The 14,794-nt window shown below is 70.6% G+C and carries 11 protein-coding genes and 2 pseudogenes; 3 read left to right on the top strand and 10 right to left on the bottom strand.

The window, feature by feature from the left end; genetic code table 11:
* Window position 1: 1 nt before the first annotated feature.
* The 6 genes from ACTWQC_RS05935 to ACTWQC_RS05910 form a co-directional block, all read right to left on the bottom strand.
* On the bottom strand, window positions 2-6,289 hold the full coding sequence (locus tag ACTWQC_RS05935; RefSeq protein ID WP_443314467.1) for an amino acid adenylation domain-containing protein: 6,288 nt from the start codon (window positions 6,287-6,289) through the stop codon (window positions 2-4).
* A 38-nt stretch (window positions 6,290-6,327) separates the two neighbouring features.
* Window positions 6,328-7,035, bottom strand: coding sequence for a thioesterase II family protein (locus ACTWQC_RS05930; RefSeq protein ID WP_443314466.1), 708 nt, complete (start codon window positions 7,033-7,035; stop codon window positions 6,328-6,330).
* Window positions 7,032-7,259, bottom strand: coding sequence for an MbtH family protein (locus ACTWQC_RS05925; protein ID WP_443314465.1), 228 nt, complete (start codon window positions 7,257-7,259; stop codon window positions 7,032-7,034). Before ACTWQC_RS05925 ends, ACTWQC_RS05930 begins: the two co-directional genes overlap by 4 nt.
* Before the next feature lie 12 nt (window positions 7,260-7,271).
* Window positions 7,272-8,399 (bottom strand): branched-chain amino acid aminotransferase, encoded by a 1,128-nt coding sequence (locus ACTWQC_RS05920; RefSeq protein WP_443314464.1) that lies wholly within the window; start codon window positions 8,397-8,399, stop codon window positions 7,272-7,274.
* 4 nt (window positions 8,400-8,403) lie between these two features.
* Complete coding sequence (locus ACTWQC_RS05915) at window positions 8,404-9,168, bottom strand: 2OG-Fe(II) oxygenase (protein ID WP_443314463.1); 765 nt, start codon at window positions 9,166-9,168, stop codon at window positions 8,404-8,406.
* 192 nt (window positions 9,169-9,360) lie between these two features.
* Complete coding sequence (locus tag ACTWQC_RS05910; protein WP_443314462.1) at window positions 9,361-10,056, bottom strand: formyltransferase family protein; 696 nt, start codon at window positions 10,054-10,056, stop codon at window positions 9,361-9,363.
* Window positions 10,057-10,907: 851 nt separating this feature from the next.
* Between ACTWQC_RS05910 and ACTWQC_RS05905 the strand changes: the two genes are divergently transcribed.
* From ACTWQC_RS05905 to ACTWQC_RS05895, 3 genes and pseudogenes are all read left to right on the top strand, one after another.
* A complete protein-coding gene (locus tag ACTWQC_RS05905; protein WP_443314461.1) occupies window positions 10,908-11,252 on the top strand; it encodes a hypothetical protein in 345 nt (114 codons plus the stop codon).
* A 170-nt stretch (window positions 11,253-11,422) separates the two neighbouring features.
* Window positions 11,423-12,496, top strand: a complete 1,074-nt coding sequence (locus ACTWQC_RS05900; protein ID WP_443314653.1) for an NAD(P)/FAD-dependent oxidoreductase — start codon at window positions 11,423-11,425, stop codon at window positions 12,494-12,496.
* Window positions 12,497-12,808: 312 nt separating this feature from the next.
* Window positions 12,809-12,994, top strand: a pseudogene (locus ACTWQC_RS05895) (glycosyltransferase family 2 protein); the annotation flags it as partial.
* 86 nt (window positions 12,995-13,080) lie between these two features.
* Here the strand turns inward: ACTWQC_RS05895 and ACTWQC_RS05890 are convergent.
* The 4 genes and pseudogenes from ACTWQC_RS05890 to dhaM form a co-directional block, all read right to left on the bottom strand.
* Window positions 13,081-13,908 (bottom strand): alpha/beta fold hydrolase, encoded by an 828-nt coding sequence (locus ACTWQC_RS05890; protein WP_443314460.1) that lies wholly within the window; start codon window positions 13,906-13,908, stop codon window positions 13,081-13,083.
* 94 nt (window positions 13,909-14,002) lie between these two features.
* Window positions 14,003-14,116: pseudogene (locus ACTWQC_RS05885) on the bottom strand (IS5 family transposase); the annotation flags it as partial.
* A 6-nt stretch (window positions 14,117-14,122) separates the two neighbouring features.
* On the bottom strand, window positions 14,123-14,437 hold the full coding sequence (locus tag ACTWQC_RS05880) for an HPr family phosphocarrier protein (protein ID WP_443314459.1): 315 nt from the start codon (window positions 14,435-14,437) through the stop codon (window positions 14,123-14,125).
* On the bottom strand, window positions 14,421-14,794 hold a 374-nt coding region (gene dhaM, locus ACTWQC_RS05875), incomplete at its 5' end, for a dihydroxyacetone kinase phosphoryl donor subunit DhaM (protein WP_443314458.1). The genes ACTWQC_RS05880 and dhaM, both read right to left, overlap by 17 nt.

Raw genomic sequence — 14,794 nt, 5'->3', positions numbered from 1 at the left:
TCTACAGTCGGAAGCTGAGGTCGGTGGCGGGTGCCTGCGTGACGGCTCCGGTGTCCTCCAGGGCGGTGGCGATGGCGGCCACGGTGTTCAGGCGGAACAGGTCGACCAGCTTGAGCGCGCCGGAGTAGCGGGCGTCGAGCCGCTCGTACAGCCGGGTCAGGGTCAGCGAGGTGCCGCCGATGGCGAAGAAGCTGTCCTTGCGCCCGACGTCGGCGTGGGGCAGCAACTCCCGCCAGATCGCGGCGACCTCCTGCTCCAGCGGTCCGCGCGGCGGCTCGGTCACCCGGTCCGGTGGCCGGCGGTCCGCCGCCCGCCGGGCGAACGCCTTGCGGTCGAGCTTTCCGTTGCCGTTGAGCGGAAAGCTGTCGAGGCGCTCCAGCCAGGCGGGCACCATGTAGCCCGGCAGCCGGGCGGCGAGCGCGTCGCGCAGCGCCGCCGGGTCGATGCCCGCGGGCCCTGCGACGAAGCCGATCAGGTGCTGGTCCCCGCCGCTGCCGGACACCACGACGGCGGCGTCGGCGATCCGCGGGTCGAGTCCGGCCAGCACCCGCTCGATCTCGCCCAGTTCGATGCGGATACCGCGCAGCTTGATCTGGTCGTCGATGCGGCCGAGGAACTCGATCTCCCCTGCGGCGGTCAGCCGGGCCAGATCGCCGGTGCGGTACAGCCGTTCGCCCGGTGTCGTGGCGTACGGGTGCGGTACGAACGTCGAGGCGGTCAGCTCGGGACGGTCCAGGTAGCCGCGGGCCAGGCCCTGTCCGCCCAGGTACAGCTCGCCGGGGACGCCCGGCGGCAGCACGTTCATCCCGGCGTCCAGGACGTAGGCCTGCGCCCCGGGGAAGGCCGTGCCGATGCTGGGCGCCTGTCCGGCGGGCAGGCCTTCGCAGTCCTGGATGCTGGAGCAGACGGTGGCCTCGCTCGGGCCGTACGCGTTCCACAGGTGGACCTGACGTCCCACGCGGTGCACCAGCTCGGCCGGCAGGGCCTCACCGGCCAGGACCAGGTGCCGCAGGCTGCCGGGCAGCGCGTCCAGCATCGCGAGGTTGGACGGCGGCATGGTCAGGTGCGTGATGCCGCGTTCCTTCAGCGTGCCGGCCAGCGGGGCGCCGGGCAGCAGCGCGTCGGGGTGGGTCAGGTGCAGACAGGCCCCGGACAGCAGGCCCATCACGCACTCCCACACCGAGGCGTCGAACGAGTACGGCGCGTACTGCAGCACCTGCGCACCCGGGCCGACCGCGAAGCGGTCGCGGTGCAGGGCCTGGAGCTGCGCCAGGCCCCGGTGCGCCAGCAGCACTCCCTTCGGCCTGCCGGTCGAACCGGAGGTGTAGATCACGTAGGCCAGGTGCTCGGGCGTGAGACCCGCGGGCGGCAGCGCACCCTCGGCGTCCGCCGCTGTGTCCACGGACTCGTCGACCCGCAGGGCCGGTACGACGGCGGGGTCGAGCCGGCCGGCGAGGCGTGCGTCGGTCAGCTGCAACCGCACCCCGGCGTCCCGGGCGATCCAGATCATGCGCTCAGCGGGCAGCCCGGGGTCGAGGCAGAGGAAGGCGCCACCGGCCTTGGCGACCGCCAGCATCGCGATCACCGAAGCCCGGGACCGCGGCAGGACGATGGCCACCCGGTCGTCCGGGCGTACGCCGTGCGCGAGCAGGCGCCGGGCCAGCCGGCCGGCCGCGGAGTCCAGCTCCCGGTAGCTCAGGGCCCCCTCGTCGTCGCGCAGCGCGGGCGCGTCCGGGTGGGCGGCGACCTGCGCGGCGAACAGGTCGGGCAGGGTGGCCGGTACGGGCGTCGCCTCGGGGCGTGCCTGCGCCAGCAGAGCCTGTTCCCGCGCGGCATCGCACAGCGGCAGGTGCCCCAGCGGCCGTTCGGGATGGCCGGCGGCCTGCGCGAGCAGCGCGTCGAAGCAGCCGGCGTAGCGCGCGACGGTGTCCTGCTCGAACAGGTCGGTGCGGTAGTCCCAGGTGGCGTGCCAGCCGTGCTCGTCGCGGCCGACCATGAGCGTCAGGTCGTACTGGGTGGCGACGGGCGGTACGTCGAGCGGGGTGCAGGTGAGCCCGCGCGGGTGGACCTGGGAGTCCTCCGCGTCGTCGAGCACGAACATGGTCTGGAACACCGGGGTGTGCTCGACGGTGCGCTCCGCCTCCAGTGCGGACACCACGAGTTCGAACGGCGTCTGCTGGTGGTCGAACGCCTCCAGGCAGCGCTGCCGGGTCTGCACGAGCAGCTCGCCGAACGACGGCTCCCCGCTCAGGTCGGCGCGCAGCGCCAGCGTGTTGAGCAGGCAGCCGACCAGCCCTTCCGTGCCTGACTGGTCGCGGCCCGCGATGGGCGTGCCCACCACGATGTCGTCCTGTCCCGACAGTCGTGCCATCAGGCCCTGATAGAGCGTCAGCATGGTGCTGAACGCGGTGGCTCCCGCCGTGCGGCCGACGGCGAGCAGCGCGTCCACCGCCTCGTCGGGCAGCCGCCGCATGAGCCGCGCGCCGCGGAACGACACGGCCTCTGCCGGGGGGTGGTCGAAGCCCAGTTGCAGCCGGCCCGGCAGTGCGGCCAGGCGGTCCTGCCAGTAGGCGAGGTCGCGCCGGATGGTCGCCGAGTGGTCCAGATGGTCGCGCTGCCACTCGCCGTAGTCGAGCACCGACAGGCTCGGTGCAGTGGAGACCGGGGAGCGGTCGAGCGCGGCCGCGTAGTCGGCGAACAGCTCGTTGAACAGCAACCGCAGCGACCAGGCGTCGGCCACGACGTGGTGGATCACCAACCCCAGTACCGAGCACGGCTTTCCGTCCGCGGTGGACGGTTCCTCGACCAGCAGCCAGCGCGCGGGCGGCTCGGTGGCCAGGTCGAAGGGGGCGGCGGCGGCGTCGCGCAGGACTCGCGTGGTGGTGGCCTCGTCGGTGGAGGTGAGTTCGTGCAGAAGCACCGGCTGGTTCGCCGCGGCCTGCTGGACGAGCCGGCCGTCGGGCCCGCGGTCGATACGCAGCCGCAGCGCGTCGTGCCGGTCGGTCAGCGCCTGCAGCGCGCGGCGCAGCGCGTCCCGGGAGAGCTCGCCCTCGGTACGGACCGCCACGCCGATGTTCAGCATCGCGCTGCCCGGACGCAGTTGCTCGACCAGCCACATGCGTTCCTGGGCGAAGGCGAGCGGTGCCGGTCCCGTACTCCTGCGGCGGCGCAGCGGCGGCAGTGCCGTCTGGTGTGCCAGCACCTGGTCGATCCGCGCCGCAAGCGCCCGCACCGAGCGGTTGTTGAAGATGTCGGACAGCGTGATCTCCGCGCCGAGCCGGTCCCGTACGGCCAGCATCAGCTGCATCGCCAGCAGCGAGTGCCCGCCCAGGGCGAAGAAGTCGGCGTCGGCGCCGAGCGGGCCGCTCTTGGTGAGCTGGGCCATCAGGCCGGCCAGTCCGCGCTCGGTCCCCGTGGTCAGTGCCGTCTCGCCGCCGGTGTCGCGGGCCGGCTCCGGCAGCGCGGCGCGGTCGGTCTTCCCGTTGGCGTTCAGCGGGAATTCGGGCAGCGGCATCCAGTACCGCGGCACCATGTAGTCGGGCAGCTCGGCCGCCAGTGCGGTGCGCAGCGCCTCGGCCTCGGCACCGCCGGTCCAGTAGCAGACCAGATGGGGGGTGTCGGCGACCGTCCGCAGGGTCACCACCGCGTGCGTGACTCCGGGGACGGCCCGCGCGCGGCTCTCGATCTCTCCGGTCTCGATACGGAAGCCGCGCAGCTTGATCTGGTGGTCGTACCGGCCCAGGTAGCGCAGCTCGCCGGTCTCGGTCAGCCGTACGCGGTCGCCGGTGCGGTACATGCGCGCGCCGGGCCGGTCCGTGAACGGGTCGGGCAGGAAGCGTTCCGCCGTCAGGTCCGGCCGGTCCAGATAGCCCTGCGCCACGCCCAGCCCGCCGAGGAACAGCTCGCCGTCGACGCCGACCGGTACCGGCATCAGCCGGTCGTCCAGCACGTACGCGTTGCTGCCCTCGATCGGCCCGCCGATGGACGGCTCCTCAGGCCGACCGCGGGGCACCTCGCACCAGGTGGAGTAGGTGGTGTCCTCGGAGGGGCCGTACAGGTTGTGCACGCGGACCGTCTCCGACTGCGCGTGCACGGAGTCGACCAGGGCGCGGGTGAGTGCCTCGCCCGCGAGGTTGACCACGCGGGTGGCCGCCGGCAGGGCACCGGCCCGCAGCAGCTCGGTCATCGCCGAGGGCACGGTGTTGATCAGGGTGGGCGGCGTGCCGGGCTGTTCGGTCAGCTGCAGGGCGTTGTCCACCAGCCGCAGCGAGCCGCCGACCGACAGCGGCAGGAACAGTTCGAACACCGACAGGTCGAAGCAGACCGAGGTGCCGGCCAGCACGACCGCCAGGTCCTCGGGGGCGAAGGAGCCGCGGGCCCAGCCGAGGAACGCGTGGAACGCGCGGTGCGGGATCGCCACGCCCTTCGGCCGACCGGTGGAGCCGGAGGTGTAGATCAGGTACGCGATCCGCTCGGGCGCCGAGGGCACGGCGGGCGGCAGTTCTGCGGTGGCGGGCACGGTCCGTACGTCCAGCGTGGGGCCCGCGTCCGCGGGAAGGACGTCCTGGGTGTCCGGCTCGGTGAGGACGAGCTTGCAGCGCGCGTCCTGGGCGATGAACAGCAGCCGGTCGCGCGGGTACGTCGCGTCCAGGGGTACGTACGCGGCGCCGCAGCGCAGGATCGCCTGCAGGGCGGCCACCAGGTCCGGTGTGCGGCGCAGGCAGACCCCGACGAAGTCGCCGGGCCGGACACCGGCCTGCTGCAGCGCGGTCTGGATCGCTCCGGTCCGTGCCGCCAGCGCGCCGTAGCCGGTCGCCTGCTCGCCCGACCAGACGGCCGGTGCGTCCGGTTGCGCGACGGCCAGCTCCTGGAAGGCGGTCAGGGGGTCGAGCGAGGGCGGGGCCGCCCCGAACCGGCGGTGCTGCTGGCGCAGTTCGCGTTCGGCCGGAGTGTGCAGGTCGAGGTCGGCCACCCGCCCGGTGGGCGCCTCGGCCATGGCCGTGAGAATCTGCTGCCAGTGGGCCAGCATGCGCGAGGCCCGCGACTCCCGGAGGCTCTCGGCCCGGAATTCCAGCGCGGCGAAGCAGCCGTGCTCCGGCTCGTCCGCGCCGGGCCGCAGGGCGTACGCCTTGTCGATCTGCAACAGCAGGTCGAACTTGGTGTGGTGGTGCTCCACGAACCACCGCGCCGCTTCCACGCCCGGGAGTTCCGGCAGTGGCTCCTCGTCCGGCTGGACGACCAGCATGGCCTGCAACGGCATTCCGCCCAGCCGCGCGGCCAGCTGGTCCAGCGGCACGTCGGCGTAGGTGTAGGCCTCCAGCGCGGCGTCCCGGACGCGGGCGATCAGGTCGGCCCAGCTGTCCTCGCGCGCCGTCCGGATGCGCAGCGGCAGCGTGTTGACGAACAGGCCGTACGTACTTCTCGCCGACGGGAGTTCGCGGCCGGCCGCTGGCAGTCCGATGACCAGGTCGTCCTGGCCGGTGTAGCGGGAGAGCAGCACCGCGTACGCCGCGGCGTAGAGCATGAAGGGCGTGGCGCCGTGTTCGACCGCGCGGCTCTCCAGCCGGGTGACGAGGGAAGCCGGGAGGGGTACGCGGAGGGTGCCGGCCGGCGCTGGTTCCGTTGCGGACGCACCGTCGGTCGGCAGGTCGAGGGCGAAGGACGCGCCGTCCAGCGGGGCGGCCGCCGAGTCGAGCTTGGCGGCGAAGCCGGGCGCATCGAGCCGCTTCCGCTCCTCGGCCACCGCCTCGCGGTAGTCCGCGGGCACGGTCTCCCAGTGCAGGGCGGTCCCGTCGCACTCCGCGCGGTACGCGGTGCCGAGGTCGGCGAAGAACAGCCCGGCGGACCAGCCGTCGGTCACGATGTGGTGGGCGCAGAACGCCAGCACTCGTTCGTTCTCGCCCAGTTCCAGCAGGGTGATGCGGTGGACGGGACCCTGCGCCAGGTCGAAGCCGCGGGCTGTCTCCTCGGCGAACCAGCGGGGGAGGTCGGCGCGGGCCACGGTCTGCCGGGCCAGCCGGAACGGCTGGGCGCCGGCCGGCGGGATGCGCTGCACCAGCCCGTCGTCGCGGTAGTCGAAGACAGCGCGCAGCTGGTCGTGCCGCTCGATCAGCGCGGCGAGCGCCCGCTCCAGCGCGTCGGCGTCGACCGGGCCGCGCAGCCAGATCGCCTCGGTTTCTGTGTAGGCGCGGCTGTCCGGATGCCGGTGCTGCAGGAACCACAGTCGCTGCTGTGCCGACGAGGCGGGAAAGGCGTCGCTGGGAGCGGGCTGGTTCTGTTCAGGATTCATCGCGCTACGTCCTCGAGTGGCTGGCGAGTCGGCTTCGGTCAGGACGCCGCGTTCAGTGCGTCGAGCATCAGGTCGGCGCGCACCGCACGGCAGATACGGGCGCGTTCGGAGTGGATGACGAAGTGGCCGCCGTCGTAGATGCGCACCTCGGTGTCGTCCGTGCCGCCCAGCTGGGCCCAGGCGGACAGATCCTCGGTGGACACGAACTGGTCGCGGCTCGCGCCGAACAAGGTCAGCGGGCAGTGCACGCGTTCCCTGATCGGCTGGTAGGTCTCCACCACCTTGAAGTCGGCGCGCAGGATCGGCAGATACATCGACATCAGATCCGGGCTGGCGAGCACCTCGGGGGCGGTGCCGTTCAGCGCACCCAGTTCCGCGACCAGCTCCGCATCCGCCATCAGATGGCGGATGGGCTCCAGCCGCGGCAGGAACGGGGCCCGGGATCCGCCGACGAACAGCCGGCGCGGAGTCCGCCCGCGCTGCTGCAGGCGCAGGGTCAGCGCATAGGCCGCGGTGGAACCGAAGCTGTAGCCGAGCACGGCGAAGGGGTCTTCCGACAGGTCCTCGCACTGCTCGGCCAGTTCGGCGACCAGCGTCGGCATGTCCTCGATCAGCCGCTGGCCGAAGCGCGCACCCCGGCCCGGCAGCTCCGCGACGCGGACGTCGGCAGTCGGGGCGAGGGCTTCCTTCCAGCCCGCGAACACCTCGGTGCCGCCGCCCGCGTACGGAATGCAGAACAGGATCACGGCCGGTGACCGTCCGCCTCGGCGGAGACGGCCTGCTCGCGCAGGCTGCGCGGCCGCATGTCCGTCCAGTGTTCCCGGATGTGGTCGAGGCAGGCCTGCTTGCCGGTGGCCGGGGTACGGGCCTGCCAGCCCGCCGGGAGCTCCCGGTACGCCGGCCAGATCGAGTACTGCTCCTCGTCGTTGGTGACCACCAGGTACAACACGTCGTTCGTTTCCTGACTCATGTGCGCCGCGCCTTAGGAGTCGGAGCCGTTGGGGCTGGTGATGACGGGCCATTGCCAGTCGTCGGGTGCCGGGTCGATGCCGTGCTGGATGTCGAGCAGGCGCCGGCGCAGATCCGCCGCCGTCGACTGCGACGGCAGCTTCAGGCGCAGACCGGACTCGTCGCCGAGGAGCTCGACCGGCGCGACCACCGCGCCGGTGCCGCAGCCGAACAGCTCGATGTCCTCGCCGGAGCGGATGGCGTCGAGTAGCGCCTCGATCTCGATCTGCCGCTCCTCCATCGCGAGGCCGAAGGGCTTGGCGAGCTGGAGCAGGCTGTCGCGGGTGATCCCGGCCAGGATGGTGTCCGAGAGCGGCGGGGTCACCAGCTTGTCGCCCCAGCGCACGAAGACGTTCATCGCGGTGAACTCTTCGAGGTGGGTGTGGTTCACCGCGTCCAGCCACAGCAGTTGCTGGAATCCGTGCTCGCGCAGCGGTGCGGCGGCCGCGAAGCTCGCCGCGTAGTTGCCGGCCGCCTTCACGCAGCCGGTACCGCCCGCTCCGGCCCGGCTGTAGTGGCGTTCGATCCATGCCGAGATGGGCGCGGTGAAGAACGCGTCCGACGGCGTGGCCAGAATCAGGAAGCAGAATTCGGTGGACGGTACGACCGACAGGTCTGCCGTGGCCCCGAACATGGTGGGGCGCAGGTAGAGCGACTGCCCGTGCCGGTCGGGCACCAGCGTGTCCAGGGTTCCCACCAGCTGTTCGAGCGCGCCGACGAACAGGCTCTCGTCGATCTCCGGCATGCCGAGGCGCAGCGCGGAGCGGTTGAACCGCCTGGCGTGCTCGTACGGCCGGAACAGCAGCGTGTTGCTGCCGGGGAAGGACGGGCCCAGGTTCCGGTAGGCCTTCATGCCCTCGAAGATGGCCTGCCCGTAGTGCAGTGCCTGGGTGTGCGGGGCCAGGTCCAGCGGGTCCAGGCCGGTCAGGCGCGGGGTTTCCCAAGCGCCGTCGCGGTAGTAGGCGATGGCCATGACCGGCGCCATCAGCCGCCCGAATCCCAGTGGGTCCGGCAGCTCCGTCCCCTTCAGCCGGTCCGCCAGTTCGGGCGGGAGCGCGGCGGACGGAGTGGATTGAGCCGGAAGGTTGGTTGCCGTTGACATTTCCTCAACTCCAGCAGCGCAGCGGCTGATCGGTTCCCGAATTACCCACGAATCCGGAAACGGTCATGCGGCGGCCACGCGTGATCTTGCGCACCGCGTGGGCGCACATGGTGTTGACCATGACCAGATCGCCGACCTCCGGCGAAATCAGCAGTGACTCCTCGGGCAGCATGCTGCGCGGATAGCCGTAGCTGCCCTCGTACTCGTCACGCAGGTCCTCATAGGCCTCGTCCGTGATGACGTGGTCCCAGGTTTCCAGCTCACCGCCTTCATCCGCGGTGTCCAGGTAAATGTTGACGCCGAGCTGGCTCACCAGGCGTACGGTGTCGTCTTCCTCCCCGGTTTCGCGGTGCAGCACATCCTGGTGCGGCAGGGCTTCACTTCCGGTCCGCCACAACCGGGTGATGCCGAAAGGCATTTTGCGGCCCGACATCGTCATCAGGCCCGCACCACCGGGCCAGGCTTCGTCCAGGGCCAGCCGCAGCAGATCGACCGGGGAGGGATAGGGCGCACTGAGGCGGCGCAGGCGCTGTTGCAGCGGCAGTGCCACATTGAAGTAGCGCTCCCGGCGTTCCTCGTCCTTCATGACGTTCCAGAAGGAGTCGATGTTGCTCTCGTAGATGCCGCCGCCGGCGGAGTCGTCGATCTCCTGGTACAGCAGTCCCGACAGGGACTTGGAATACATCGGGTCGTAGAAGCCCGGTACCCGGACGGCGATGTACTTGAGGTCGAAGAGATCTGCCAGGACCTGTTGGTCGAGGGATTCCACGGTGGCGAGTTTGTTGCTCAGAGACATGCGGAGACCTTCTGTCAAGATCGTTGCTGATTGATCGAGCGACCGGTGCCGTGACCGATGAAAAGGGCAGCGCACATTCGCGGTTCCGTGCTGGGAAGTACTGGGAGGCACTAGGAGGCACTGGGAAGTACGCTGATCACCTTCAGCCGGGGGCCCCGGCGGGTGTCACCGGTCGATCAGGGCCCACTTGCTGCCGTTGCTGGACACCGTTCCGGAGAGCGCGATGAGCTCGGGCTTGAACAGCGGCGCCGTGTCCATCGCCGGCTCCCAGGTGGCCAGCTCCTCGTCCTGCTCCACCTCGATCCGGCGGTCGTTCGCCAGATCGTTCACCACGCGCAGCAGCAGGTGCACGCCAAGCGGAGCGAGGTGTTCGCGCCAGAGGCTTTCGGGCGTGGAACCCGGCGGAACCAGAATGTGTTCCTGGGCGGCGATAGGGCCGCCGTCCGTGCGTTCGGTCAGGTGATAGACGGTTCCGCCGGTCACCTTGTCGCCGTCCCGGATAGTCCAGCGGATTGCGTCCCGGCCGCGGTGCAGCGGCAGGAGGCTGGGGTGATAGCCGATGGCGGCCACGCCGGCGCGCGCTCGCGTCCGGCGGCCGATAAAGGCGTGGGAATGGGCCGCGACAATGATGTCGACCTTGTCGGGTATGTGATTCGCCCGCAGCTCCGCCGCTTCCGTCCAGGGAATGCTGCGTGGGAATGACCACGACCGGAGGCGGTCCCATGACATGGGCTGGCTGTCGTCCGTGTGCCCTTTACGCAGTCCGGGAGATGCCGCGCCCAGGATGCGATGCCCGTCTTCTTGGAGAGCCTCCGCCACCTGCACCGCGAAGGCGCCGCGTCCGGAGATGTAGATGTTCACACGTTCTCCAACTTGCCGTTGACTGGTCACTTTCGGCGTCGTTTCGTGCGGGTGTTTTCCGGCGCACGTGAGTCGACCCCACTCACTGCCGGCTTCACCATTCCGCTGGTGAGCCGTGATCAGGCTTCGAAGCCGGTCAGTTACCGGAAGCCGATGAGAGCGAGACGCGTGTGAACAGGGCCCAACTTCCCATTTAATCCCCCGTGCATAGTCGGACGGCAGCGCAGGAGCCCTCACAGGATTTCGGTCATGGGCCGGTCCTGGAGTCGCGGCGACCTGCGCGTGCAATCGGTGGGCCAAAATCGGCCAGCACCAGGCAAGCATGGGCGCTTCTCGCCGAGCAAGGCTTTGTCATAAAGCTGACAGCACACTGCGCGCGCCTGCTTGCCAAGCCCGCGATCCAGGCCCGACCAAAGGTGAACGGGGGCGCCAACAGCCCTCCTTGGGCCAGCTGGTGACGTGTGGTCATGTGGGCAAAAACTCCGGTCAGTCGAGTCCGGGTCGCAGTAGTACTTGACGCAGAGCGCACCCCCGCTCGTAACATCTGGCCCATGCGAACGCCTCAGCACGGGACGCGGTGTTCGAGGGCGTGGGCCGCGGGTACGCCACTCACTCCGGGCAGACCGGACGGGTGGCCGCGCTCGGCTGAACTCACCGGCGTCGACGCTTCCGCGGGCGCCGCCTCTCCTCGCTGGGGTACCGTCGATCGTGTGACCGACGCACGTTCTTAGTTCCAAATTCAACGGAATTCAGAAACAGCCAAACAACTGCTCAACGGGGGAACTGTGCCTGAGCGGGAGAACGCGCAATACCTGCTGTCTGAGGATGACCGTCAACTTCTCGTCCTGTTAGTGGCGTGCGCCAACGACGAGCCGATCGCCCGTCACCTCAACGTCAGCGTCCGGACGGTGCGCCGCCGGATCGCCAGAATCATGGACCTTCTCGATGTCCGCAGCCGCTTCGCCGCCGGCGTGGCCGCCGCCTCGCTCGGCTGGGTCACCTATTCTCCCCCGTCACCGCCCCGGGCTCCCGACCGCCGCGACATGATGGTTCCCATCCCCGCGCAGCGTTCGTTACGAGGTACCGCCACTCTGCGAGCCCCGATCCGCGAGCAGCACGCCACCGCCCATCACGGTGCGGGGGTCCGGGACGGACATCCCGCCGGAGACCGCGACCACGTCGACCGCGTGAGCTGAACTCGGGCTCTCGGGGCGCGGCGACACAAGCGGACGGGCTCGGGGCCTGACGTGCCGTGAGACCGGGAACAGCGCTTCGACGCTCAGCCTTCGCTCAGCCTTCGTTGCTGAAACGGCAACGAAGATTGCCATCCCAGCCTGCGGGCGCGCAGCGTGTCGGCATGACTGAGATGGATGACAAGCGGGACGTCGCTGATCTGGATGTCGTGGTGGTCGGAGGCGGCGCGGCCGGGCTGTCGGCCGCGCTGACTCTGGCCCGGGCCCGGCGTTCGGTGCTGGTGGTCGACTCCGGGGAGCCGCGCAACGCTCCCGCTTCCGGGGTTCACGGGTTCCTGTCCCGGGACGGCCTCGCGCCGGGCGAGCTGTTGCGGTCCGGCAGGGAGGAGGTCGCCGGTTACGGCGGGCGGATCGTGCCGGACTTCGTCACCAGCGCCCGCCGCACCGGCGAACGCTTCGTCGTGGACACCGCCAGCGGCCGGAGCTACGGCGCGCGGCGCCTGCTGGTGACCACGGGGCTGGTCGACGAACTCCCCGAGGTTCCGGGTGTACGTGACCGGTGGGGCCGTGACGTACTGCACTGCCCGTACTGCCACGGCTGGGAGGTGCGCGACGCGCCGATCGGTGTGCTGGCGACCGGCCCGGGGGCGGTGCACCAGGCGCTGCTGTTCCGGCAGTGGTCGCCGGACGTGACCGTGTTCCTGCACACCGCGGGCGTCCTGACCGAGGAACAGCGGGAGCAACTGGCCGCACGCGGCATCGCCCTGGTCGCCGGAGAAGTGGTCGGTCTCGACATCGACGACGACCACCTCTCGGGCGTACGGCTGGCGTCGGGTGCGCGTGTCCCGGTGCGAGCGCTGGCCGTCGGACCGCGCTTCGAAGCGCGCGGTGAGGTGCTCTCGGGTCTCGGCCTGACGACCGTCGAACACCCCCTGGGCGTGGGCAGTTACGTGGAGGCGGACGCGAGCGGGTTCACCGGAGTCGCGGGGGTGTGGGTGGCGGGCAACGTCACCGACCTCATGGCCGGCGTCGCGGTGGCCGCCGCCTCCGGAGTACAGGCCGCGGTAGCGATCAACGCCGACCTCGTGGCCGCCGACACCGCGGCGGCGGTGGCCCGCCGCGCGGCTGCCCAGGCCCAGCAGGCCTTCGGCCCGGCCGCGGAGGCCGCCAACTGCGAGCGCGTCGTCGCCGAACGCCGCCACGGCATCGAGACCGTGCTCCACCCCGGGCACCGCTCGGCCGACTGACCCGGCGCGCGCTCGCCGTTTCAACGGGACGAAGTCAGCCCGTAACGGGGGTGGTTCGCATGATCACTGACCTGTCTGAACACCAGCGTGGTGACGGTGCTGGCACAGCCTCCTCCAACTCCGCGTAGGGCGTATCGGCCAACGGCCCGCTGACGGGTGCGGTGATGTAGTCGCCGAGTCGGATGGTGCGCATAAAGGGTCCCTTCGGGGTCGGTGGCCGGTCCTCGGGGCGACTAGCATCGGCGGTCACCCGCCCCGAGGAACGGAGAGTTCATCCGTGCGTCACCCGGCGTTGGCGTTGCCATCCTGACCATGGGCAACCGGCCTGTTGAACTGCGGGACTTGCTCGATTCGGTCGCCAAGCAGGACACACTTGCGGCGCGGGTGGTAGTCGTCGGCAACGGCTCGCCGCTGCCGTCCCTACCCGACGGGGTGACGGGCGGGCGTGCTCGATGGCCTGTCCGGCATCCCGAGCAGGTGGCTGATCGAGGCCCACGGCGCATCCTTCGCCACCCGCGTCGGCGCACTCACCTGACATTCCCGCGGCTGACGCCAAGCCGTGGTCGTCCCACGTTCCAAGGCCTTCACTTCCAGTGGTTCTCCAGCGCTGCGACGAGTTCCTCGGCTCGTTCGTCCACATAGAACAGACGACCGCCGGGCACCTCGACGATGTCGGTAGCCCCCGGGATCAGGCGCCGCAGCCAACGCGCCCACTCGAGCTTGAAGAAGAAGTCACCGGTGCCCCACACGAGCAGCGTAGGGACCTCGCACGCGCTGAGCTGTTCTCGGATATCGGAGAGCTGGTCCGGCGCCATGGACGTCAGCAGCCGCTCCATGAACAGGGTCCCCGCACGGTTGCCGAAGATCGGCCGGACGTAGTCGGTGACCACGTCGTCCGGGAGGGACATGGGCTTCTGGTAACCGGTGCGGTAGAGCTGCTTGGCAAGGAACGGGACCCGTGCGACCGGACCCGCTGCCCGCAGCAGCCGGACCTTGGCCGCCCACACGGCCGGTTTGAACATCGGCGGTGGGAAGTTGCCCTCGGTGTCGCAGTTAGTCAGTGTGAAGGACGCGAACCGGTCGACGTTTCGCGCGAGCACCACCTGCGCGACCGCACCGCCGGTGTCGTTGCCGACCAGGTGGACCTCGCGCAGGTCCAGCTCCCGGATCACCGTGTCCACTGCGTCCGCGAGCCCCCACACCGACGGCTCCCCCATCGGCGGTGTGTGCCCGTGGCCGGGGAGGTCGACACAGATGCAGCGGCGGTGGCCGGAGAGCAGGCGGACGGCGTTGCGCCACAGCCGCCCGTTGGTGAAGACGCCGTGCACGAACAGCGTCACCGGCCCCTCGCCCACGTCGGTGAGGCTGATGCCGCCCACGGTGTGGCGGTGGGATGCGTACTCGTCGGGCACGCGTGCGTCCTCTCCTGGATGTCAATCGGTGAAGCCGTGGCGAGCGTGCCAGCGCCGCAGGGGCGCCGGGGCGCACCAGTTGACCATGCCAGCGAGTCCGGTCCACATACAAGATCGCATCCAGGAGGATGCGCAGGTCGTGCTCGGGCGGACGGCCGATGTCCGGCCCGCGGCCGCGGCGCTCGGCGCGCCAGGCGGAGAGGACGGGGCCGGGTTATTCGGCTGTGGCGAGGATGCCCGCCAGCGCGGCGACGGCCTGGTCTGCGTCGGGGCCTTCGGCGCGGACAGTCACGGTGGCGCCGGCGGTTGCGCCCAGGCCCATCACGGAGAGGACGCCGGTGGGGTTGACGGTCCGGCCCGCGTATTCCAGCTGTATCGCGCTGGTGTATCCGGCTGCCGCGCGGGCGAGTTGGCCTGCCGGGCGGGCGTGCAGGTTGGCGGGCAGGATGACGGCGATTTCGTGGTTCACCGTGACGTCGTGGTTCACCGTGGTCGTGGTCGTGGCGCTGGACTCAGAGCTTGAGGACATTGCGGGCCTCCTTGGCGGCTTTGGCGACGATGTTCAGGTCGGCGCCGGATGCGGCGGTGACGACGGCCGCGACGGCTCCTTCGACGAAGGGCGCGTCGATGATGGTGACGTCGGTGCGGGGATGGTCTTCCAGGACGGTGCGGGCGGTCAGCACGGAGCTGCCGAGGTCGGGAAGGACGACGACGCCGGCTCCGCGGTCGGCGTGCCCGATCGCGGCGAGGACGAGGTCGTAGCTGGTGCCGATCCGGCCGTCGTCGGTTCCTCCGGCGGTGGCGAGGGGGACTGTGTCGGAGCCGATCTGCTCCACCAGCAGGCGAAGGCCTGCGGCGAGCTCGGCGCTGTGGGACACGAGTACGA

The organism is Streptomyces sp. 8N616, from assembly GCF_052246385.1.
Taxonomy (GTDB): Bacteria; Actinomycetota; Actinomycetes; order Streptomycetales; family Streptomycetaceae; genus Streptomyces.
This window is presented reverse-complemented; position numbering and strand designations above follow the sequence as displayed.